The sequence below is a fragment of the Pseudomonas sp. Eth.TT006 genome, from assembly GCF_054456575.1.
Map to the genome: position 1 here is coordinate 231690 of NZ_JBTJEN010000008.1, position 22240 is coordinate 253929.

Below are 22240 nucleotides of genomic sequence, written 5' to 3' on the forward strand. Positions count from 1 at the left end.
TATACACAATTTACCCTGTGCGCGCCGCCATAGACTGCCGGCCACTTCGGTTTTTGCTGCTCAACGGCCATGACCGAACGCCAATCGAAAGCTGCCAATAAAAGCCTCCGCACACAGGAGTAATAAATGAAGAAGCTAGTGATGTTCGGTGCCCTGGCACTGTCGATGTTGTCCTTTACCGCTGTGGCCGAAGACGCCAAGCCGATTCGCATCGGCATCGAAGCGGGTTACCCGCCATTCTCGATGAAAACCCCTGACGGCAAACTCACCGGTTTCGATGTCGATATCGGCGATGCCCTGTGCAAGCAGATGGACGTCAAATGCGTGTGGGTCGAGCAGGAATTCGACGGTCTGATCCCGGCGCTGAAAGTGAAGAAAATCGACGCGATCCTGTCCTCGATGACCATCACCGACGATCGCAAGAAGAACGTCGATTTCACCATCAAGTACTACCACACCCCGGCGCGCTTCGTGATGAAGGCAGGCTCCGGTGTCAAAGACCCGCTGACCGAGCTCAAGGGCAAGAAAGTCGGCGTGCTGCGCGCCAGCACCCACGACCGTTACGCCACCGAAGTGCTGGTGCCGGCCGGGATCGAACTGGTGCGTTACGGCTCGCAGCAGGAAGCCAACCTCGACATGGTGTCCGGTCGTATCGACGCGATGCTCGCCGACTCGGTCAACCTGAGCGACGGTTTCCTGAAAACCGACGCCGGCAAAGGCTTCGAATTCGTCGGCCCGACCTACGAAGACGCCAAGTATTTCGGCGGCGGCGCCGGTATTGCGGTGCGCAAGGGCGATAAAGAGCTGGCCGAAAAATTCAACAAGGCCATCACCGAAATCCGCGCCAATGGCGAGTACAAGAAAGTGCAGGACAAGTACTTCGACTTTGACGTGTACGGCCATTAATCAGCCGTAGAAAAAGTGGCCCCGTGCAGACGGTGGCCACTTTTTTTGTGCTCTCTTTCTACTGATAGAGATTCACTGTGGGAGCGGGCTTGCTCGCGAATACGGTTTAACATTCAACATCTTTATTGACTGTCGAATTGCATTCGCGAGCAAGCCCGCTCCCACAGGGATCTCATTGATCCAGACTTACCCGATCAGCAGGAGTTTCCCCATGCAACGCATCGACCATGTCCTGCCCTGGAGCCATCTGGGCAGCGAACGTTCCCTCAGCGTATTTCGTTACGGCGCGGGCAGCCGCAAGGTCTACATCCAGGCCAGCCTGCACGCCGACGAACTGCCGGGCATGCGCACCGCGTGGGAGCTTAAACAACGCCTCAACGAGCTGGAACAGCAGGGCCGTCTGCAAGGCGTGATCGAGCTGGTGCCGGTGGCCAACCCGATCGGTCTCGACCAGCACCTGCAAGGCAGCCACATGGGCCGCTTCGAGCTGGGCAGCGGCAAGAATTTCAACCGCAGCTTTGTCGAGCTCAGTGCGCCGGTGGCGGCGCGAATCGGCGAGCAACTGGGCAGCGATGCCGAGGCCAACATCGCGCTGATCCGCCAGACCATGGGCGACGTGCTCGATCAACTGCCAGCCCCGGCCTCGCAACTCGAAGCGCTGCACCGCTTGCTGCTGCGCCACGCCTGCGATGCCGAGATTACCCTCGACCTGCATTGCGATTTCGAGGCGGCGATCCATCTCTACGCGTTGCCGCAACACTGGCCGCGCTGGCAATCCCTGGCGGCGCGATTGAAGGCCGGCGTGGCGCTGCTGTGCGAAGACTCGGGCGGCAGTTCGTTCGACGAGTCGTGCTCGTCGCCGTGGTTGCGGCTGGCGCGAGCGTTCCCGCACGCGGCGATTCCCCCGGCCAACCTTGCTACCACCCTGGAGCTGGGCAGCATGGGCGACACTCGGGTCGATCAGGCCCAGGCCAATTGCGAAGCGATTCTCGGCTTCCTCGCCGAACAGGGTTTCATCAGCGGCGAATGGCCGGCGGCACCGCAGGCATGTTGCGAAGGCATGCCCTTCGAAGGCACCGAATACCTGTTCGCCCCGCACCATGGTGTGGTCAGTTTCCTGCGCAAGGCCGGGGAATGGGTCGAGCAGGGCGATGCGCTGTTCGAAGTGGTGGATCCGCTCAATGACCGCCTCACCACCGTCCGCGCCGGGACCAGCGGCGTGCTGTTTGCCATTGATCGCGGGCGGTACACCCAGCCGGGGATCTGGCAGGCCAAGGTCGCGGGGCGCGAGCCGATACGTGCGGGCAAACTGATCAACGACTGAGCGCGCGCCAACACGCCCCCCTGTAGGAGCTGCCGCAGGCTGCGATCTTTTGATCTTGTCTTTTAAAAGTCAAAGTCAAAGTCAAAAGATCGCAGCCTGCGGCAGCTCCTACAGGTTTGGGTTGGCAGTTAAGCCTGTTAGGCTCAACCGCTAACCCGACACCCCGTGAAGGAAGACTTTATGTTGAAGGTGCTTGCCCTGTTAACCCTGCTGGCGTCCAGTGCCGTCCATGCGCAAACCACGCTGCAAAGCGACCTGCCACTGAAGTACCTCGCCCAGGTTCACCCCGATGCGGAAACCCGGCCGCTGGTGATTTTCCTGCACGGTTACGGCAGTAACGAAGCCGACCTGATCGGCATGAAATTTCAGCTGCCGGCGCAATACAACTACCTGTCGGTGCAGGCGCCGCTGGCGTTGGGTGAAGGGCGTTTCCAGTGGTTTCGCAAGAAAGGCGAAGGCGCCTACAACGGTGAAACCGATGACCTGAAGGCCAGCGGCCAGAAGTTGCGGGAATTTGTCGCGCAGGCGGCGCAGAAATATCACGCCAGCCCGGACAAGGTGTACCTGATCGGCTTCAGCCAGGGCGCGATGATGACCTACGAAGTGGGTTTGCGTCCGCCCGTGGCGGTGGGCGGGATCGCGGCGTTGAGCGGGCGCTTGTTGCCGGTGTTGAAAGCCGAGCTCAAGACGCAGAAACAACCGTTGCCGATGAAGATCTTCATCGGCCACGGCACTGCCGATGATCGAGTGCCGTATCACGACGGCACCGAGGCCAATGCGCTGCTGCAGAAACTCGCCTACACCCCCGAGTTCCATGCCTATCCCGGCGTCGGCCACAGCATCAGTGCCGCCGAACTGCGAGACTTGAACGCCTGGCTGCAGCAGCTCAATCCGTGAGGATCACTTGTCCTTGAGGATGGTTTTCACCAGCGCATCGTGACCGCTCTTGTCGCTTGCCCGGGAAATCACCTGGACCAGCGCCATGCGTTTGCCGGACGCGGCGAGCAGGGTGGTGTTGAGCGTCTGGCCGCCGCCCTGGGTGGCGGTGCTGTCGACCTGACGCACACCGAGGCCGCTGCTTTTCTGGGTCAGGCTTTTTTCGCTGAGTTTGTTGAAGTCCGGCAGGGCCTTGCGCTGGTCATCGATGAAACTCGCCAGGCTGCCGTCGAGGAATTCATTGTCGTTGTCCTTGACGCTGGTGCCCCCGGCGATCTGGTTTTCCGCGGCGATCACCACGGTCTTGGTCGCCTGATTGGTGTACATCGTGCCCTTGGCCCCGGTCGGGCCGGCGGGCAGCGGATCAGCGGTGAAGCCTTTGGGCAGGACGAAGGTGAACTTGCCGTCGAGCATCGACACCTTGTCGGTCGGGGCTTTGTCCTTGGCCTTGGCCGCCTGGGCGTTGATTGCGCCGAGACCGGCGACTACCGCCAGCATCAGGACGACGGCTTTTTTGCTGAGCAATGACATGTGAATCTCCGAAGAATGGTCGCGCCAGGGCGGCGATGATCCCACGGAGCGTGCGTGGGGTTCCAGCGCGGGTTGTCAGACGCTCGCGTCCGCCTTGGACTCGCGTGCTTTCGCCGTGACCGGCCGGGCCAGCAGCTTGCGCGTAACCCCGAGCATCGCCACCGACACCGCCACACCGGCGATAAACCCGCTGAGGCCGAGGCTGGGCAGGGTCAGCGCCGATACCAGGCAAAACGCCGAAAACGCATACATGCCGGTCGCCGTCGCCCGCAGCAACGCTGCGGTAAACGCCGGGCCACGGGTCTGTTGCGAGAACACTGCCATCACGCTGCCAAGCACCGGGAATACTGCGAGCAAGCCGCTCCAGCGTTCGCCGACGGTACTGGCGAGCATCGTCACCAGCAGCGTCAGCGCCGCCCCGGCAATCATCCGCCAGATCAGTTTGTCCGACTTCGGCGCCGGGCCGTTCAGCACCGGTTGCACAGCGGGAAACAGGTACGGCGCGGCCAGCAGGGCAGTGGCCGCCGCCGCCACCGAGAACGTCAGCGACGGTGGAATCAGCGACAACCCCAGCGCCAGCAACGCCCACACCGAGAGTGACACCATCAGCGCCCACGGCCAGCTCGCGCGCTGCGCCATCTGCGCGTAGGTGACGCAAAACGCGATCATCGCAAACATCGCCGACAGCGCCGCGACCGCTGACTGCGCGGCGAACTGCGGCCCCTGTTCGATGGCGAGGAAAAACAGAATCGGCCCGACCACCACCGGCAACCCTGACAGCCACCCGGCCACGCTCGGCCCCCAGCGCTTGCCCGCCAGGGAAATCAGCAACAGAAAACCGGGGATCAGCAACAGTTTGAGGATGAGCACGCGGGAGGCCTCGGGCAGGGGAAAGGCCACGGTAACCGATTGGTGCATCAGTCGACAATTTTTGTATACAAAGATCTGGGCCGGCTTCCGCTATGCTTGGCTTATCAAGGTTTAACCGGGAGTTGTTGCGGCGATGAGCAGACCATCGAAGTTGCTGCGTGGCTGTTGTGGCATCGGTTTATGGGCGTTGCTGCTGACACCTACCTGGGCCAACTGGCAGGACGCGGTGCCCGGCGCGCAGATCATCGGCAGTGGCGATTTCAGCGTGTTTGGGTTTGACGTGTACAACGCGCGCTTGTGGAGCGCGGCACGCCCGTTGTCCACCGAACAGCCATTCGCGCTGGAACTGATCTACCGGCGCAAGATCGCCCGCGAGGATCTGGTGCAGGCCAGCGTCGATGAAATCAAACGTCTGTCCGGCGCCCGTGTCAGCCCGGCGCAACTGGCGAAGTGGCAGACGCAAATGCAGCAGTCGTTTGTCGATGTGCAGGCAGGGACGCGGATTACCGGGGTGTATTTGCCGGGGCAGGGCGCACGGTTTTTTGTGGGGCAGCAGTTGCGGCACGAGATTGATGACCCGCAGTTTGCCCGGGCGTTTTTTGATATCTGGCTGGATCCGCGTACGCGCAATCCGCAGTTGCGGGAGCAGTTGCTTGGTGAGAGTCGTTGAAGATCAAAAGATCGCAGCCTGCGGCGGCTCCTACAGGGGAACGCATTCCAATGTCGGAACTGCTGCTTCAACGCTTCAACTGAAACGTCTAAGCTGCGTCTTTTTGACTTGTTTCTGGATGTGTGCGTGAAATTCAGCTTACCCAAAATCGCCACCGCGCCGTTCTGCCCGCCGGAAGTGGCCGGCAGTGTCGCGGTTGACCCGAACGCCTCGTTCTTCAAGCGTGTGCTGCGCTTTGCCGGCCCCGGGTTGCTGGTGTCGATTGGCTACATGGACCCGGGCAACTGGGCCACCGCCATCGAGGCCGGGTCGCGGTTTGGTTACAGCCTGCTGTTTGTGGTGCTGCTGGCGAGTCTGGCGGGGATGGTCGTGCAGTGCCTGTGTTCGCGCCTGGGCATCGCCACCGGGCGCGATCTGGCACAGTTGTCCCGCGAACGCTACAGCACTCCGACCGCGCGCCTGCAATGGGTATTGGCGGAAATCTCGATCATCGCCACCGACCTCGCCGAAGTGCTTGGCTGCGCGCTGGCGTTTCACCTGTTGCTCGGTTGTTCGTTGACCTTCGGCATCGCCCTGACCGCGTTCGACACGCTGCTGGTGCTGGCCCTGCAAAACCGTGGCTTCCGCCGCCTGGAAGCAATCATGCTGGTGCTGGTGGCGACCATCGGCGTGTGTTTCTTCGTCGAACTGGTGCTGATCAAACCTTACTGGCCGGACGTGTTCGGCGGCTTCAAGCCGTCGCTCTCGGCGATCAGCGATGCGGCGCCGTTGTACCTGGCGATCGGCATTCTCGGCGCCACGGTGATGCCGCATAACCTCTACCTGCACACCTCGATCGTGCAGACGCGGATGATCGGCAAGGATCTGCCGAGCAAGCAGGACGCGGTGAAGCTGGCGCGCATCGATACCATCGGTTCGCTGGCCCTGGCGCTGCTGGTCAACGCGGCGATCCTGATTCTGGCGGCGGCTGCGTTTCACCAGTCCGGGCACACCGACGTGGTCGATATTCAGGACGCCTATCACCTGCTCGATCCGCTGGTGGGCGGCGCCCTGGCCAGTGTGCTGTTCGGTGTGGCGTTGCTGGCGTCGGGGCAGAGCTCAACCTTCACCGGGACCATCGCCGGGCAGGTGATCATGGAAGGCTATCTGAACCTGCGGATTCCCTGCTGGCAACGACGCTTGATCACTCGCGGCCTGGCGTTGATCCCGGCATTCATCGGCGTGTGGCTGATGGGCGATAACGCGGTGGGCAAGCTGCTGGTGTTGAGTCAGGTGGTGCTGAGCCTGCAACTGCCGTTTGCGCTGTACCCGTTGATCCGCATGACCAGTGACAAGCAACTGATGGGGCCGTTTGTGAACCGGCTGCCGACGCGGGTTTTGGCGTGGGGGCTGTTTGCCGTGATCAGTGGGGCGAATGCGTGGTTGATTTTGCAAATGGTGGTGTGAACCCAGCTTTTGTGTTGCCGGCGCCGGCCTCTTCGCGAGCAAGCTCGCTCCCACATTGGATCGGGTTCACAAATCCCCTGTGGGAGCGGGCTTGCTCGCGAAGGCGTCAGAACATTCAGCGAATATCTGGAACAGACAAAAAAACACCCGGTGCAACGCAAGTCACACCGGGTGTTTTGTCGCCAGCGAGCGGCGGATGTCGTGGATCCACCGCCCGCCGTTGAACTCGATGGTTAACCGCGTTCCAGCGCCAGCGCCACACCCTGACCGCCGCCGATGCACAAGGTCGCCAAACCTTTTTTCGCATCACGTTTGATCATCTCGTGCAGCAGGGTCACCAGCACCCGGCAGCCCGATGCACCGATCGGGTGACCGAGGGCGATGGCGCCGCCGTTGACGTTGACCTTGTTCAGATCCCATTGCAGATCCTTGGCCACTGCCAGCGATTGCGCGGCGAACGCTTCGTTGGCTTCGATCAGGTCGAGCTGGCCGATGTTCCAGCCGGCCTTGTCCAGGCAGCGGCGGGTGGCCGAGACCGGGCCGATGCCCATGATCGCCGGATCGACGCCCGCGTTGGCGTAGGCAGCGATTTTCGCCAGCACCGGCAGGCCCAGAGCCTTGGCTTTTTCCGCGCTCATCAGGATCACTGCAGCGGCGCCATCGTTCAGCGACGAGGCATTGCCGGCGGTGACGCTGCCGTCCTTCTTGAACGCCGGGCGCAGTTTCGCCAGGGATTCGGCGGTGGTGTCGCCGCGCGGTTGCTCATCCACTTTGAACGCAACAGGGTCACCTTTGCGCTGCGGAATCAGGATCGGGGTGATCTCATCAATGAAGCGCCCGGCTTCGATGGCGGCGGCGGCTTTCTGCTGCGAGGCAGCGGCGAAAGCGTCCTGCTGTTCGCGGCTGATCTGGTACTTGTCGACCAGATTTTCCGCGGTGATGCCCATGTGGTAGTCGTTGAATGCATCCCACAGGCCGTCGCTGATCATGGTGTCGACCATTTGCGCATGGCCCATGCGCAGACCGGTGCGTGCGCCCGGCATGACGTAGTTGGACAGGCTCATGTTCTCCTGACCACCGGCGATGATCACTTCGGCGTCACCGCAACGGATCGCTTGCGCGCCCAGATGCAGGGCCTTGAGGCCCGAGCCGCAGACCTTGTTCAGGGTCATGGCCGGCACGGCGTGGGGCAGGCCGGCCTTGATTGCGGCCTGACGCGCCGGGTTCTGGCCGGCACCGGCCGTCAGCACCTGGCCCATGATCACTTCATCGACCTGCGCGCCGTCCAGACCGGTCTGTTCAAGCAATTGGCGGATCACCGCCGCGCCCAGATCAACCGCGGACACACTGGCCAGGGAGCCCTGGAAACTGCCGATCGCGGTGCGCGTGGCGGCAACAATTACGACGTCTTGCATTTTTCGAATTCCTCACTGGGCAGCGAACTGCATTTCCGGTACGTGATCCGGGACGATCAGTTTACCAGCGGTTTTGGCGACGATTTCCTCGACGCTGACGCCAGGTGCGCGTTCCTTGAGGACAAAAGCGCCATTTTCGATTTCCAGGTAGGCGAGGTCGGTCAGCACGCGCTTGATGCAACCGGCGCCGGTCAGCGGCAGGCTGCACTTGGATAACAGTTTCGACTCACCGTCCTTGGACGCGTGGGTCATGATCACGATGATGTTGTCGGCGCCAGCCACCAGGTCCATCGCGCCGCCCATGCCCTTGACCAGTTTGCCGGGAATCATCCACGAGGCGATGTTGCCCTCGACGTCGACTTCGAACGCACCGAGCACGGTCAGGTCGACATGCCCGCCACGGATCATCGCGAAGGATTCGGCGGAGTTGAAGATTGACGCGCCGATACGCGCGGTGACAGTCTGTTTGCCGGCGTTGATCATGTCGGCATCAATCGTGTCTTCGGTGGGGAACGGCCCCATGCCGAGCAGACCGTTTTCCGATTGCAGCATGACTTCCATGCCGTCGGGAATGTAGTTGGCGACCAGGGTCGGAATGCCGATACCGAGGTTGACGTAGAAGCCGTCCTGCATTTCGCGGGCGACGCGCTGAGCCATTTGTTCGCGGGAAAGTGCCATGTTGTTGTTCTCCGTCTGGGCTTGAGTTATTTGCGGATGGTGCGCTGTTCGATGCGTTTTTCGAACGTGCCGCAAATGACCCGGTCGACGTAGATGCCGGGGGTGTGGATCTGCGACGGATCCAGCTCGCCGGGTTCGACGATTTCTTCGACTTCGACCACGGTGATCTTGCCGGCGGTGGCCGCCAGCGGGTTGAAGTTCTGCGCGGTGTGGCGGTAGACGACGTTGCCGAAATGGTCGGCTTTCCAGCCTTTGACGATGGCGAAGTCGCCGATGATCGATTCTTCCATCAGGTACTTGCGACCCTTGAATTCACGCACTTCCTTGCCTTCGGCGACCGGGGTGCCGACGCCGGTGGCGGTAAAGAAGGCCGGGATGCCGGCACCGCCTGCGCGCATTTTCTCGGCGAGGGTGCCTTGCGGGGTCAGGATCACCTCGATCTCGCCCTTGAGCAGTTGCTCTTCGAACAGTTTGTTTTCACCGACGTAGGAGGCGATGACCTTGCTGATCTGGCGGTCGGTCAACAGCACGCCGAGGCCGAACCCGTCGACGCCGCAGTTGTTGGAAACCACGGTAAGGTCGCGGGTGCCCTTGCGCTTGATCTCGGCGATCAGGTTTTCCGGAATGCCGCACAGGCCGAAGCCGCCGGCGATCACGGTCATGCCGTCTTCAAGCCCGGCCAAGGCTTCCTCGTAGGAACTCACACGCTTGTCGAAACCTGCCATATGCACCTCTTTTATTGTCTGTCGGGCGGCTGGCTAGCCGAATGACTGGAGTGTCGCGCTGGAAGATATATTTGTTAAGTTGATTTTTAAGGTTGATTGATAGATAAAACTCAACAATTCGCCGCTTTGATCGTTTTGTGGAAACGTTCATCAACGACAATTTCCCTGTAGGAGCTGCCGAAGGCTGCGATCTTTTGATCTTGATCTTTAAAAACAAAATCAAAAGATCGCAGCCTGCGGCAGCTCCTACAGGTTGTATGGCGATTACCATGGGACGCTATCCAGTATGACCATCAAACAGATCCGCGCCTTTCTCGCCGTGGCCCAGAGCCTGAGCTTCGCCGTGGCCTGCGAGCGCCTGCACCTGTCGCAGTCGGCGCTGAGCCTGACCATCAAGGCGCTGGAAGAGGGCCTGGGCGGGCGCTTGTTCAGCCGCAACACGCGCAACGTGGCGCTGACTGCCGAGGGCGAGTCGCTGCTGCCGCTGGCGCGGCGCCTGATTGCCGACTGGGACAACGCCGAAGATGAAATGCGCCAGCGCTTCAGCCTGCAACGCGGACGGGTGACGCTGGCGGCCATGCCATCGTTTGCCGGCAACCTGCTGCCGCCGATCCTCAAGACGTTTCGCGCGCGCTATCCGAACGTCAACGTCACGGTCAACGACGTGATCAACGAGCAAGTGCTGGAAATGGTCCGCGACCGCCAGGTGGAACTGGGCGTGGCGTTCGAGCCGATGCAGAACACCTCGCTGACATTCACCCCGCTGTATCTGGATCGTTTTGTCGCCGTGGTGCCGCAGGATTGCGCACTGGCCGAGCGCGGTGAGATCGACTGGCAGACCTTGCTGCAGGAACCGTTCATTACCCTGCAACGACCGTCAACCGTGCGCGTGATGCTCGAAGAACACCTGCAGGCCCGAGGCCTGAAACTGCCGGTGGAATTTGAAAGCCATCAACTGGCAACGGTCGGGCGCATGGTCGCCAGCGGCCTGGGCGTCAGTGCGGTGCCGGCGTTGTGTGCCGAGCAGATGAGCGAGCTGGGCGCGTGCTGCCTGACTTTGAATGACTCGGTGGAGCGGGCGATTGGCGTGCTGACTGAACCGGGTAATGAACTGTCGGCGGCGGCGCAGGCGTTGTTCGATATTCTCAAGGCTGAGCATTGAGCCTGAACTGAATTTGGAATCGGTGCCCCTGTAGGAGCTGCCGCAGGCTGCGATCGTTTGATCTTGCTTCTAAAAAACAAAGTCAAAAGATCGCAGCCTTCGGCAGCTCCTACAGGGGATTTGTGGGGTCAGGTGGTCAGGCGTTGTGTCAGCAACGGCAGCAGTTGTTCGCATGACGCTTCGATCTTCAGATCCAGCAAGTCATCGGCGCGGGTCTTGCCCAGGTTGATCGCAATCAACGGCTTGCCGCAATCGGCAATCACCCGGCACAGCCGAAACGCCGAATACGCCATCAGCGATGAGCCCACCACCAGCAAACCGTCGGCATTTTCCACGGCGTCCATGGCGCGCGCTGCCGTTGGCTGCGCTACGTTCTCGCCGAAGAACACCACGTCCGGCTTCATCCGTTCACCGGCGCAATAAGGGCAGCGCGGGGTCTGGAAACGTGCTTCGAACGCCGGATCGAGCAGGGTGTCGCCGTCCGGCGCCTGCACCGCGTCGACCCCGGCCAGATACGGATTCTCCTCGACCATCCGTTGCTGAATCTCATCACGCGCGCTGCGCTGGCCGCAGTCCAGGCACAGCACCCGGTGCAGACTGCCGTGCAATTCGATCACGTCCTGACTGCCGGCCTGATCGTGCAGAGTGTCGACGTTCTGCGTGATCAACGCGCTGATCCGTCCCTGACGCTGCAACTCGGCCAGTGCCGTATGCGCCGCATTCGGTTGCGCCTGACGCACCCGCGGCCAGCCGAGCATGGCCCGCGCCCAATAGCGACGCCGGGATTCGGGGGCGGCGAGAAACTCTTGATACATCATCGGTTGCCGACCCCGACGCACGCCCTCGCTGTCGCGGTAATCCGGGATCCCTGACGGCGTACTGATGCCAGCCCCGGTCAGCACCACAAAGCCGCCATCGGCCATGACCTGTTGCAGGGTGTCGAGGTTTTCGCGGATCGGGCTGTCGAGCATGGTCAGCACTCCGGGGCAATTGAGTGCCAAGCAGATTAGCACCTACCTTTGTGGTGAGGGGGGCTTGCCCCCGTCGGGTTGCGGAGCAACCCTCAAAAAGCGGGCCTGCTGCGCAGTCCAACGGGGGCAAGCCCCCTCACCACAAGGTCAGTCCAGATAAATTTATTTGCGCGCCTCCAGAATCAGGTTGAACGGCGTTTGCGTCGCCCGGCGAAAATGCTTGAACCCGGCCTCGGTAAATACTTTGCGCAGGCGCATTTCTCCGGCTTGCGCACCGAGCCCGAGGCCGACTTCCTGCGACAGCGAATTCGGTGTGCAGATAAACGTCGATGCCGCGTAAAACAGGCGTCCGACCGGGTTGATGTTGTCGTCCAGCGCATCGTTGGCGAACGGCTCGACCAGCAGCACCGTGCCGTCGTCCTTCAACGATTGGTAGGCATGCCGGGCGGCGCCGACCGGGTCGCCCATGTCATGCAGGCAGTCGAAATAGCAGATCAGGTCATAGTCGCGGCCGGGATAGTTTTTCGCGGTGTTCTGGAAGAATTGCGTCCGGCTGCTGACCCCGCCTTCCTCGGCACGCTGGGTGGCGACGCTGATCGACGGCGCGTGGTAGTCGAAGCCGACGAAGCGCGAGTTCGGAAATGCCTGAGCCATGATCACCGTCGAGGCGCCGTGGCCACAGCCGATGTCGGCGACGCTGGCGCCTTTTTCGAGTTTCGCTACGACGCCGTCCAGCGCCGGCAGCCATTCAGCGATCAAATGGCCTTTGTAGCCGGGGCGGAAGAAGCGCTCGGTACCGCTGAACATGCACGGGTGGTGATTACCCCAGGGCAGGGCGCCGTTGCCGCGCATGGCCTTGACCAGTTTGTCCTTGTCGTGGAAAAACGAGGCAACCACGCCGAGGCCGCCAGCGACGTACACCGGTGAGTCTTCGACGGCGAGTGCCAGCGCCTGTTCTTCCGGCAGGCGAAACTGGCCATCGTGATGTTCCATGTAGCCGGACGCGGCGTGCGCGCTGAGCCATTCACGCACCAGACGCGGGTTGCAGGTGGTTTTTTCGGCGAGGGCTTGCGCGGTGGTCGGCTGACTGTCGGCCATCGCCCGGTACAGCCCGAGTTCTTCGCCAACAATGACGTTCGCCAGCATCGCGGCGCCGCCCATGTCGTTGACCAGTTTGCCCATGAATGCGTTGAGTCGGGCCTCGTCCATCACATGTGCTCCTGAAACAGGATCACAGTCCGGCGGCGGTGAAGGTCGAGGCAGACGCCACCGGGCGGTGGTCGTGGATGCGGGCAGGGCGAGATGATGCGTCCTGCAGCCCCCTCGACTGGGTCATCCATCAGTCTAGCCGGGCTGGGGCAATCTGCAGGGTTTGCAAATCCCCTGTAGGAGTGAGCCTGCTCGCGATGGCGGTGTGTCAGTCACAAACAAGTTGCCAGACATATCGCAATCGCGAGCAGGCTCACTCCTACAGGGGATTTGTGTTGCTTAGGAGTGCAGCGGCAACTTCAACTCCGCACACAACCCGCCGCCTTCGCGGTTGCTCAGGGTCAGCGAGCCGCCGAGGGCAATGGCCAGTTGCTGAGCGATTGCCAGGCCGAGACCGGTGCCGCCAGTACTGCGGTTGCGCGAGTTTTCCACCCGGTAGAACGGCTGCATGACCTGCTGCAACTCGGCTTCGGCAATCCCCGGGCCGCGATCCATGACCTTGATCGACAGGCCGGCGCCGGTCTCGACCTGCAGCTGCGCCGCCCCGGCAAACTTCAGCGCGTTATCGGTGAGGTTCACCAGCACCCGGCGCAGGGCCTGCGGTCGGGTGGTGATCACCGCCGCGCTCTTGCCCTGCAACTGCACGTCCTTGCCCATGTCCTGATAGTCGAACACCAGACTGTCGAGGAACGAGTCGAGGTCGGTACGCCGGCTTTCTTCGGTCGAACCGTGGATGCTGCGGGCGTACGCCACGCCTTCGCGCACCAGATGTTCCATCTCGCCAAGGTCGTTCCACAATTTGTCTTTCTCCACCGAGTCATCCATGAACTCGGCGCGCAGCTTCATGCGGGTGATCGGGGTTTGCAGGTCATGGGAGATGGCCGCCAGCAGTTGCATGCGCTCTTTCAGATACGCAGCGATGCGCGCCTGCATCGAGTTGAAGGCTCGCGCGGCGTAGGCCACTTCGGTCGGGCCGCGTTCGTCGAGCATCACCGGGTGCGCGTTGGGGTCGAGAGTTTCCACGGCATTGGCGAGGCGCACGAGGGGGCGGATGGCGATGCGCACCGCCAGCCAAGTGCAGGCGATCAGAAGCACCAGTTGCCCGAGCAAAACCCCCGGCAGCCACGGCGACAGCGGCGGCATGGCGGGGCGCACATCGATGGTCACCGGACTGCCATCGCTGAGGCGCACTTGGGCCTGAAAGTGTTTTTGCTCGCCGGCAAACCGGGTAAAGGTCAGCGGATGACTACCGTCGACCGCCGCGGTGATCGAGTTCACCGCCACCGGCAGATCGTCGGCCGCGCGGTCGAACGGCACGCCGGGATCGCTGTCGCGCAACAGATAATCGTAGTTGGTGCGGCCAAGGCGGCTCAGCCAGGCCGGGCGTTCCTGCGCGGGCAGGCGGTCGAGGATGGCGATCGAGGTCGCGACGTCGTTGCGCATGTTGCCGAGCATGGTGCTGCGGGCGCTCTGGAAACGCTCGTAATACTGCGCGCCGAACGACAGCGCCTGCGCGAGGATCAGCCCCACCAGAAAAATCAGCGACAGGCGCGACGCCAAGGTGCGCGGCCACTGCAGCTTGAAACTCATGCCGAGGCCCCGAGGATTTCCACCGGCAGCGAGAACACATAACCCTCGCTGCGCACAGTCTTGATGTAGGCCGGTTCGCGCGCATCGTCGAGCAGACGCTGGCGCAGGCGGCTGACCAGCAGATCAATCGAGCGGTCGAATAGATCGGCCTCGCGGCCCTGTGTCAGGTTGAGCAACTGATCACGGCTGAGCACCCGCTGCGGGTGATCGAGAAATACCCGCAACAGGCGGTACTCGGCACCGCTCAGGGCCACTAGCGTGCCGTCCTGATCCAGCAAGTGCCGGGCGGAGGTGTCCAGTTGCCAACGGCCGAACGCCAGCAGCCGGCCGCTTTCGGTAACCACCAGATTCGGTGGCAGCATCCGCGTGCGGCGCAGCACCGCGTTGATCCGCGCCAGCAGCTCGCGGGCGGCGAACGGCTTGGTCAGGTAATCGTCGGCGCCCATTTCCAGGCCGATGATGCGGTCGGTTTCATCGTTGCGCGCGGTGAGCATCAGTACCGGCGTGGCCTTGTGTTTGCCTACGCGCAATTCGCGGCACAGCTGCAGGCCGTCGTCACCGGGCATCATGATGTCGAGCACGATCAGGTCGACGGTATTGGCGTCGAGAAAACTGCGCATCTGCCGGCCATCAGCGACCACCGTGGTGCGCAGACCGTTCTTCTTCAGGTAATTGCCGACCAGTTCGCGGATCTCGCGGTCGTCGTCGACGATCAGAATGTGATCGACATGTTCCATCGCTGCACAACCTCTATCAAGGGCAATGCCGTGCAGTCTATCGAGACTGCGCCGGTTCGCCTGCCCGGGTTTGTATTGCAGTGTATCTGCGGGTGGCACAGATACACAGCGAGTCATAGCGGGCGTTTCCAGACACAGACGCGATACCTCGCGCGCCTCAAATAGGCTCCATCGAGGCCCACCCACAGATTGCCTCGGCTCAACTCCCCAACCGCCTTGAGGTACTCGCCATGAACAACAAATCCGTCATCGCCGCCTGCCTGTTCGCCGCGCTGAACATCTGCACCCTGTCGGCCCGTGCCGAAGCCGCCACCACCCCGCACACCTACACTTACGGCACACACCTGGACGTGCAGAAAGTGCTGTCGATGACCGAGGACACTTCAGTCGCCTGTGGCATCGTCGATGCACGCATGACTTACCTCGATTCCGCGGGCAAGACCCAGGTGCTGGATTACCGCAAATTCGCCGATGGCTGCACCAGCGAGAACTGAGTGTTCATCGGCATCCGCAGTCGCCGGTCGCGCAGATCAATGGTTCACAGGTCGCGCGCCATGAGCCATTGCTCGTTGTCCCAGGCCTGAAAACGCTCCAGCATTGCCCAGCCGCGTTTAGCGTAGTAGTCCTGTTTGTTCTGCGTGTGCAGGTAGAGTCGCGCGAAACCACGCTGTTTCGCCGCCTGACTGATGCCTTCGATCAAGCGTTCCGCCAGACCCTGGCCACGGGCCTGCGGGCTGACAAATACACACGCCAGCCACGGGCCGAGATCCGGGCGCAGGGCCAGATCCGCACGGGCCAGCGCCGCGCCGCCGAGCAGTCGGTCGCCATCCAGCGCAATCAGGCACGGCCAGTCGCCATTGCTCTGGCCGTCAGCGAACTCGCGCTGCCACTCGGCCAAGGGTTGCTCGGCGTATTCATAGGCAAATTGCCGGTGGATCCACGCGGCGTAGGTGTCGCTGTGCTGCAGGTGATCGACGAGCCATTCGAGGCGCAGGGACATGACGGGAATCCATTCTCGGAACACGGGCAAGCATAAAAGCCGATTGCCGTGGCGAATGGCAATCCCTGCAGTGTTTCGGCGGCTTTACAAATCCCCGCCATTCATCGGCCGGACCCTGGTTTTACTGGCTCTTCGGACGATTGGCAGGGACGCGGACGACCCTCGGCGCGATAGTGATTGAATGGGTTCTGCCACCTGCAGTGGAGCACAATTGATGACTACTCCGATTGATCTGACGGCCCTGAAAGAACGCCAGAAAGTCGCCTGGGCCAGCGGCGACTATGCGCTGATTGGCACCACCTTGCAGATCGTCGGCGAAAACCTTGCCGAGGCCTGCGACCTGCGCTGCGATGATGCAGTGCTGGATGTCGCCGCCGGCAATGGCAATGCCACGTTGGCGGCGGCGCGGCGTGGTTGTCAGGTAACCTCCACCGACTACGTGGCGGCGCTGCTGGAACGCGGACAGGACCGGGCGCGGGCCGAGCATCTGGAGGTGATTTTTCAGGTTGCCGATGCCGAAGCGTTGCCGTTTGCCGATGAAAGTTACGACGCGGTGCTCTCGACCTTCGGTGTGATGTTCGCCGCTGATCAAGCCACCGCTGCCGCAGAACTGGCGCGGGTCTGCCGGCGGGGCGGGCGCATCGGCCTGGCGAACTGGACGCCGGAGGGCTTCGTCGGGCAGATGTTCAAACTGCTGGGGCGCCATGTGCCGCCACCCGCCGTGGCCCAGCCACCGTCGAACTGGGGCAGTGAAGAATGGTTGCACGAACATTTTCAGGGCCGTGACTTCCTGCTGCAGGTGACGCGCCGTACCTTCAACTTCCGCTATCGCTCGGCAGCGCATTTCATCGACATTTTCCGCCACTGGTATGGCCCGGTGCACAAAGCCTTCGCCGCGCTACCGCCGGAAAGCGCGCAGGCGCTGGAGAGTGATCTGGCGGATCTGCTGAACCGATCGAATCGGGCAGGGGAGGGATCGCTGGTGGTGCCGAGCGAGTATCTGGAGGTGGTGATTACCAAACGCTGAACGCCGCATAAAACCCCTGTAGGAGCTGCCGCAGGCTGCGATCTTTTGATCTTGCTTTGCAAAAACAAAATCAAAAGATCGCAGCCTGCGGCAGCTCCTACAGGGGATGTGCTGGTTATTTCAATTGCGCCCGGTCAAACCACTCCAGCGCTGTGCGCCAGATGCAGATGCCCAGGAAGTACGCCGACATCAGCAGCCACAAGCCCATCACCAGCGGGTTGATCACCGGGTGGTTAAGTACCAGCGACAGGCTGCACAGCAGCCAGATCGCCGTTACCGCGATGTTGATCGGCATGAATCGGCGCACGCGGAACGGGTGGAGGAACTTCATCCGGGTAACGGTCAGCAGCGCCAGACCGATGATGGTCAGAAAAGTGAGCCACGGCCCGGGGCCGATGATGTACAGGCACAGGGCGACCACGTTCCACGCCGCCGGGAAACCGACAAAGTAGTTGTCCTTGCTCTTCATGTTGACGTTGCAGAAGCAGAACAGCGACGACACCAGAATCAGCGATACGCTCAGCAACAAGGTGTAATCGGGCAGGGGAATGTAGCGGTAGATGAACAGCGCCGGGATGAATACGTAGGTCAGGTAATCGATCACCAGATCGAGGATCGAACCGTCGAAACTCGGCAGCACCGATTGCACATTGACCTTGCGCGCCAAGGCGCCGTCGAGACCGTCAACGATCAAGGCTACGCCCAGCCACATCAGGCAATGGGTCGCCTGGTTTTCCAGCAGCGCGAGGGTCGCCAGGAAGGCGGTGACCACGCCGGTCGCGGTAAAGCCATGGGCGCCCCATGCTTTGAGCCTGGCGATGTGTACGGTCGATATCACGGGGGCGTTCTCCAGAAAAGTGCAGCATGCCGGGTATCACCCTTGGGCAAAGGGCGCCGGCAAACCGGGTCGGGTTGCAGCTATCGACCGGATTGGCCGGGATAAGGTTCACCACCTTTGAATCTTAGCTGGCCGCACCAAAAATACCTCGGTGAAATCCGCAGATGTCGGCCAGACGGTGCTGGCGCGATGGCTGCGGCGGTCTATCGTTGCCTGACGCAGTCACTGCCCACGCTTGAGGACACGATCATGAACACCAGCGATTTGCTCGAACAACTGCTGCGAGGCCAGGCCTCGGCAGGACAACAAGGTGCTGCTCCGGCTGGCGCTGGCCTGGGTGGGCTGGGCGGCTTGCTCGGCGGTCTGTTGGGCGGCGGCTCTGGCAGCGGCGGGGCACAGGCCGGTGTGTTGGGCGGTCTGGGTGGGTTGCTCGGTGGACTGCTTGGCGGTGGTAGCGGCGGTGGTTTGGGTGGCGCACTCGGCGGCGGTACGCAAAGCCGCTCAGGCGGCACTAACTACGCAGCGCTGGCCTCGCTGGGGATGATGGCATTCCAGGCGTATCAGGCCTGGCAACGCAGTCAGGCATCGGCGGCGCCGCAACAGATCCCGCAGACGGCGGACCTGCTGGCCGGGCCTGAGGTCGAGGAGCACGGTCATGCGGTGTTGCGGGCGTTGATTGCCGCGGCAAAGGCTGATGGTCGTATTGATGAATCAGAGAAACATTTGATCAGTAGTGAAATAGGTAAACACACCGACGATCCGCAGTTACAGCAATGGCTTGACGCTGAAGTCGCCAAGCCATTGGACGCTAGAGAAGTGGCACAGTCGGCGAATGGAGATAAAGCCGTCGCCGCCGAAATGTACCTGGCCAGCGTGATGCTGGTGGACGATCAGCAGGACGCTGAACGCAATTATCTTGACGAACTGGCGGCTGCGTTGGGGATTGATCCTGAGTTGCAGGTGCATCTGGAACAACAGGCGAAAGGCACAGCTTGAAGCAACGTCAAAAGATCGCAGCCTGCGGCAGCTCCTACAGAGGAACGCATTCCAATGTAGGAGCTGCCGAAGGCTGCGATCTTTTGATCTTAAAGCCAGATAGCGTCCCACAACGGATAATCCCCCAAACGCTGCACCAGACCTGCCCGCAACGGATTCATGACGATATACCGGGCTGCCGCTTTCAAATCTTCATCGCGTCGCAGCGCTCGGTCGTAGTAGCCGCGTTGCCATAGGCTGCCCTGACTACCGGACATCAAATTGATTGATCGGCAACTTCTAGCCTTTACCCGACACATCAATTGCGCCAACGAACCTTGTTTGAGCTCAACCAGCCAATGCAGGTGATCCGGCATGATCACCCATGCCAAGGATTCAACCAGGCCGGCCTCATCTGCCGCACGCATCTGTGCAACCAACAAGCGTCCCATTCGCCAATCGCTAAAAACCGGCCGACGTTCCTCAACCACTACAGTCAACGAATAAACCCGCCCGACCTCCGAATATCGTCCCTTGCGTAAATCACATGCGCTTGCGGCTTCAGGCATTCCATTGCCCTCCGTAACCATCGTTCCTGAACACTAGCGTTTCCAGGCCCAAGCGCGAATCCAAGTAGTTGCACGATGTAAATGTAGGAGCTGCCGAAGGCTGCGATCTTTTGATCTTGCCTTTTAAAATCAACATCAAAAGATCGCAGCCTGCGGCAGCTCCTACAGGGGATTCGTCAACCCACTGATCGGGCCGTCCGTCAGGGCATTTTTCATGCCGATTGAATTTTTCGGCGCAGCGGCTGCTCTGCTTCTGTAGAGGCGTGAAACAACGCCCTGACAGGCCAACCGACCGAGAAGACTGAAATGACTGCCCTGACTTCCCTGCAAGCGCCGAGCGCGCAGCAACAGCCCATCCTTGCCGACGGTGACCTGCGGCGCATTTATGAGGCCCTGCTGCTTGAGGATTCGCCGGAGAACCTCGCGCAGGATTTTCTCGCTGATCAATTGCAGCGCGCCGCGCAGTTGCCGGAAGCGCTTCCGCAGGATCCGTCTGCATGGCAAGACTGGGTCGCCGAGAGTTGCACCGAGGTGGCCCGGCAGTACGCCGAATACCTGCAACAACGCCAGGCCGGCGGGCCGCGCCAGTTCTTCAGCAACAAGGCCCACGCGCTGTACTTTCTGCAGGCGGTGGCGCCGACCAAACTGGTCGATGGTGCGTGGCTCTACGGCTTGCTGCCGCAATGGCGCGACCCGCGTTTCGACGGCTTGCTGTGCACCTATCTGGAAGAACTCGGTGACGGCAACCCGGCGCAAAATCATGTGGTGATCTACCGCAAACTGCTCGCCGAGCACGGTCTGCAGGACGCCAACGCAATCGCCGATGAACGCTATCTGCAAGGCGCTTTGCAACTGGCACTCGGTGCCTGTGGCGAGGCGCTGCTGCCGGAGGTGATCGGTTACAACCTCGGCTACGAACAGTTGCCGTTGCATTTGCTGATCAGCGCCTATGAACTCAGCGAACTGGGCATCGACCCGTATTACTTCACCCTCCACGTGACCATCGACAACGCCAGCACCGGCCATGCGCAAAAAGCCGTGCAGGCGGTGCTCGACCTGCTGCCGCTGGAAGCTGATCGCGCCGAGTTTCTGCGCCGGGTGTCGCTGGGTTATCGGCTCAACGATTTGGGGCAGGGCAGTCGCGCGATCATCGAAGGCTTTGATCTCGAAGCTGAAGTGCTGGCGATGCTCGAACGCAAACGTCCGTTCGGTCAGCACATGCATTCCGATTACTGCCGCTTCGAAGGCAAAACCGTCAACCAGTGGCTGGCCAGCCCTGAACAACTGCCTGGGTTCCTGCAGGCGATGCAGGACAAAGGCTGGATCAAACGCAACGAAGATCCGCAGGCCAGCCGCTTCTGGCAATTGATCGACGGCGACGGCGCAGCGATGTTCGGCGTATTCAGCCCCTATGAAAAACAATTGCTGCACGACTGGATCGCCGGCGACTGGACGCCATCCGATCAACGCAAGGCGCCACGTCGCAGCCGTCAAGTCGCAACACCGGAAGCTGCTGTGCCCGAACACGATCCCGATGTGCAACGCCTGACCGCCGCTCTGCAAGGTCAGGATGGCCATGCGCAAATGGCGACATTGATCCCGTGGCTTTCGCCAGCCCGTCACGCCCATCCGGCCGGGCTGTTGGCGACGCGACGCTTTATCGAACTCAAATCCAGTCTGCGTTAAGGAAATCTCGATGAATCAGGAAGAACAACTGTCCGCCAACGACCTCACGCTGTTGCAGCTCGGCCGACGCTTGCAGGCCGACGGCTACCGTTTCATCACGCCAACGCCGTTGACCCATCAGCGGGTCAATCAGCGCGATGAAGGGCAGATCGCCGATACCCTGCGCGATGTGTTCGGCTGGTCGCGCCCGTTCGAACCGGGGCTGCTGCCCGCTGACGAACAGCGGCAATTGCAGGAAGCGCAGGTCATCGACGTTTACGATGGTCGCCTGAAAAGCCGGGTGCGCTGGTCGAGTCTGGATGACCTGCTTTTCGTCCATTCGGGATTCCCCACCGATGCCGCTGACTCGGTATTTTTCGGCCCGGACACCTACCGTTTCGCGCAACTGATTCACGCGCATCTGCAACAGAGCTTCGCGCCGATCCAGCGCGCCGTGGACATCGGCTGCGGTGCCGGCGTCGGCGCCATCCTGATTGCCCGCGCGCGGCGTGAAGCCGAGGTGTTGGCGGTGGACATCAATCCCGCCGCGCTGCGCCTGACCGCGATCAACGCGGCCCTGGCCGAGGTGAGCAATGTCGAAGTCCGCACCAGCGATGTGCTGCAAGGCACCGACGGCGAATTTGACCTGATCGTCGCCAACCCGCCGTACATGGCCGATCCGGCCGGACGCGCCTACCGGCATGGCGGCGGCTCGCTGGGGGCGGGGCTGTCGCTGCGCATCGTCGAACAGGCGCTCAATCGACTCGCGCCCGGTGGTTCGTTGCTGCTGTACACCGGTGTGGCGATGGTCGATGGCCGCGATCCGTTTCTCGACACGGTGGTGCCACGGCTGGACTCGACGCGGTTCGGCTGGACCTATCGCGAACTGGATCCCGATGTGTTCGGTGAAGAGTTGTTGAACCCCGGCTACCAACGTGTGGACCGGATCGCCGTGGTCGCGCTGACCGTGACCCGCATTGGCTGAAACAAGGCAGG

The 22240-nt window shown here is 61.7% G+C and carries 23 protein-coding genes; 11 read left to right on the forward strand and 12 right to left on the reverse strand.

All coding sequences use genetic code 11. The features are described 5' to 3' along the window. Positions 1 to 126: 126 nt before the first annotated feature. From ACXR0M_RS15290 to ACXR0M_RS15300, 3 genes are all read left to right on the forward strand, one after another. Entirely contained in the window at positions 127 to 906 is a 780-nt protein-coding gene (locus ACXR0M_RS15290; RefSeq protein ID WP_458832639.1) for an ABC transporter substrate-binding protein, read from the forward strand. Between the two features lie 211 nt (positions 907 to 1117). Then, positions 1118 to 2230, forward strand: a complete 1113-nt coding sequence (locus tag ACXR0M_RS15295) for a M14 family metallopeptidase (protein WP_458832640.1) — start codon at positions 1118 to 1120, stop codon at positions 2228 to 2230. A 180-nt stretch (positions 2231 to 2410) separates the two neighbouring features. Next, on the forward strand, positions 2411 to 3127 hold the full coding sequence (locus tag ACXR0M_RS15300; RefSeq protein ID WP_458832641.1) for an alpha/beta hydrolase: 717 nt from the start codon (positions 2411 to 2413) through the stop codon (positions 3125 to 3127). 3 nt (positions 3128 to 3130) lie between these two features. Here the strand turns inward: ACXR0M_RS15300 and ACXR0M_RS15305 are convergent, their stop codons facing one another. Both ACXR0M_RS15305 and ACXR0M_RS15310 read right to left on the reverse strand, forming a co-directional pair. Continuing rightward, positions 3131 to 3697 carry a DcrB/PsbP domain-containing protein gene (locus ACXR0M_RS15305; RefSeq protein WP_458832642.1) on the reverse strand — a complete coding sequence of 189 codons (567 nt, stop codon included), beginning with the start codon at positions 3695 to 3697 and terminating at the stop codon, positions 3131 to 3133. Positions 3698 to 3772: 75 nt separating this feature from the next. Further along, on the reverse strand, positions 3773 to 4567 hold the full coding sequence (locus ACXR0M_RS15310) for a hypothetical protein (protein ID WP_458832711.1): 795 nt from the start codon (positions 4565 to 4567) through the stop codon (positions 3773 to 3775). 133 nt (positions 4568 to 4700) lie between these two features. On the opposite strand from ACXR0M_RS15310, the gene ACXR0M_RS15315 reads away from it, so the two are divergent. Both ACXR0M_RS15315 and ACXR0M_RS15320 read left to right on the forward strand, forming a co-directional pair. Next, positions 4701 to 5237 carry a chalcone isomerase family protein gene (locus tag ACXR0M_RS15315; RefSeq protein ID WP_458832643.1) on the forward strand — a complete coding sequence of 179 codons (537 nt, stop codon included), beginning with the start codon at positions 4701 to 4703 and terminating at the stop codon, positions 5235 to 5237. Between the two features lie 126 nt (positions 5238 to 5363). Then, positions 5364 to 6683, forward strand: a complete 1320-nt coding sequence (locus ACXR0M_RS15320) for an Nramp family divalent metal transporter (RefSeq protein ID WP_458832644.1) — start codon at positions 5364 to 5366, stop codon at positions 6681 to 6683. Between the two features lie 233 nt (positions 6684 to 6916). Here the strand turns inward: ACXR0M_RS15320 and ACXR0M_RS15325 are convergent, their stop codons facing one another. The 3 genes from ACXR0M_RS15325 to ACXR0M_RS15335 are packed head-to-tail and all read right to left on the reverse strand — an operon-like array spanning position 6917 to position 9501. After that, positions 6917 to 8098, reverse strand: a complete 1182-nt coding sequence (locus ACXR0M_RS15325; protein ID WP_458832645.1) for an acetyl-CoA C-acetyltransferase — start codon at positions 8096 to 8098, stop codon at positions 6917 to 6919. A 12-nt stretch (positions 8099 to 8110) separates the two neighbouring features. Continuing rightward, entirely contained in the window at positions 8111 to 8776 is a 666-nt protein-coding gene (locus ACXR0M_RS15330; RefSeq protein WP_397483878.1) for a CoA transferase subunit B, read from the reverse strand. A gap of 26 nt (positions 8777 to 8802) precedes the next feature. Then, positions 8803 to 9501 (reverse strand): CoA transferase subunit A, encoded by a 699-nt coding sequence (locus ACXR0M_RS15335; RefSeq protein WP_458832646.1) that lies wholly within the window; start codon positions 9499 to 9501, stop codon positions 8803 to 8805. A 286-nt stretch (positions 9502 to 9787) separates the two neighbouring features. Here ACXR0M_RS15335 and ACXR0M_RS15340 point away from each other — a divergent pair, with 286 nt between their 5' ends. Next, the gene (locus tag ACXR0M_RS15340; RefSeq protein ID WP_458832647.1) at positions 9788 to 10663 is read left to right on the forward strand and encodes a LysR substrate-binding domain-containing protein; all 876 of its coding nucleotides are present in this window, start codon (positions 9788 to 9790) and stop codon (positions 10661 to 10663) included. A gap of 128 nt (positions 10664 to 10791) precedes the next feature. Here ACXR0M_RS15340 and ACXR0M_RS15345 read toward each other — a convergent pair whose 3' ends face one another. The 4 genes from ACXR0M_RS15345 to ACXR0M_RS15360 form a co-directional block, all read right to left on the reverse strand. Continuing rightward, complete coding sequence (locus tag ACXR0M_RS15345; protein ID WP_458832648.1) at positions 10792 to 11634, reverse strand: NAD-dependent protein deacetylase; 843 nt, start codon at positions 11632 to 11634, stop codon at positions 10792 to 10794. Between the two features lie 162 nt (positions 11635 to 11796). Next, complete coding sequence (locus tag ACXR0M_RS15350; protein ID WP_458832649.1) at positions 11797 to 12843, reverse strand: class I SAM-dependent methyltransferase; 1047 nt, start codon at positions 12841 to 12843, stop codon at positions 11797 to 11799. A 279-nt stretch (positions 12844 to 13122) separates the two neighbouring features. Then, positions 13123 to 14433 carry an ATP-binding protein gene (locus tag ACXR0M_RS15355; protein ID WP_458832650.1) on the reverse strand — a complete coding sequence of 437 codons (1311 nt, stop codon included), beginning with the start codon at positions 14431 to 14433 and terminating at the stop codon, positions 13123 to 13125. Beyond that, positions 14430 to 15170, reverse strand: coding sequence for a response regulator (locus tag ACXR0M_RS15360; RefSeq protein WP_458832651.1), 741 nt, complete (start codon positions 15168 to 15170; stop codon positions 14430 to 14432). The genes ACXR0M_RS15355 and ACXR0M_RS15360 overlap by 4 nt, the downstream gene beginning before the upstream one ends. Positions 15171 to 15400: 230 nt before the next feature. On the opposite strand from ACXR0M_RS15360, the gene ACXR0M_RS15365 reads away from it, so the two are divergent. Next, on the forward strand, positions 15401 to 15664 hold the full coding sequence (locus ACXR0M_RS15365) for a DUF2790 domain-containing protein (RefSeq protein ID WP_458832652.1): 264 nt from the start codon (positions 15401 to 15403) through the stop codon (positions 15662 to 15664). 44 nt (positions 15665 to 15708) lie between these two features. Here the strand turns inward: ACXR0M_RS15365 and ACXR0M_RS15370 are convergent, their stop codons facing one another. Next, positions 15709 to 16170: a GNAT family N-acetyltransferase gene (locus ACXR0M_RS15370; protein WP_458832653.1), complete on the reverse strand. Its 462-nt coding sequence runs from the start codon at positions 16168 to 16170 to the stop codon at positions 15709 to 15711. A 214-nt stretch (positions 16171 to 16384) separates the two neighbouring features. On the opposite strand from ACXR0M_RS15370, the gene ACXR0M_RS15375 reads away from it, so the two are divergent. Next, positions 16385 to 17197 carry a class I SAM-dependent methyltransferase gene (locus ACXR0M_RS15375; protein WP_458832654.1) on the forward strand — a complete coding sequence of 271 codons (813 nt, stop codon included), beginning with the start codon at positions 16385 to 16387 and terminating at the stop codon, positions 17195 to 17197. A 115-nt stretch (positions 17198 to 17312) separates the two neighbouring features. Here the strand turns inward: ACXR0M_RS15375 and pcsA are convergent, their stop codons facing one another. Further along, positions 17313 to 18035, reverse strand: coding sequence for a phosphatidylcholine synthase (gene pcsA / locus ACXR0M_RS15380; protein WP_458832655.1), 723 nt, complete (start codon positions 18033 to 18035; stop codon positions 17313 to 17315). Positions 18036 to 18284: 249 nt separating this feature from the next. Between pcsA and ACXR0M_RS15385 the strand changes: the two genes are divergently transcribed. Further along, positions 18285 to 19031, forward strand: a complete 747-nt coding sequence (locus ACXR0M_RS15385; RefSeq protein WP_458832656.1) for a tellurite resistance TerB family protein — start codon at positions 18285 to 18287, stop codon at positions 19029 to 19031. A gap of 89 nt (positions 19032 to 19120) precedes the next feature. Here the strand turns inward: ACXR0M_RS15385 and ACXR0M_RS15390 are convergent, their stop codons facing one another. After that, the gene (locus ACXR0M_RS15390) at positions 19121 to 19579 is read right to left on the reverse strand and encodes an REP-associated tyrosine transposase (protein WP_458832657.1); all 459 of its coding nucleotides are present in this window, start codon (positions 19577 to 19579) and stop codon (positions 19121 to 19123) included. Positions 19580 to 19885: 306 nt separating this feature from the next. Between ACXR0M_RS15390 and ACXR0M_RS15395 the strand changes: the two genes are divergently transcribed. Together ACXR0M_RS15395 and ACXR0M_RS15400 are read left to right on the forward strand one after the other, a co-directional pair. Continuing rightward, the gene (locus tag ACXR0M_RS15395; RefSeq protein WP_458832658.1) at positions 19886 to 21265 is read left to right on the forward strand and encodes an iron-containing redox enzyme family protein; all 1380 of its coding nucleotides are present in this window, start codon (positions 19886 to 19888) and stop codon (positions 21263 to 21265) included. Between the two features lie 10 nt (positions 21266 to 21275). Continuing rightward, on the forward strand, positions 21276 to 22229 hold the full coding sequence (locus ACXR0M_RS15400) for a methyltransferase (protein ID WP_458832659.1): 954 nt from the start codon (positions 21276 to 21278) through the stop codon (positions 22227 to 22229). Positions 22230 to 22240: the final 11 nt, after the last annotated feature.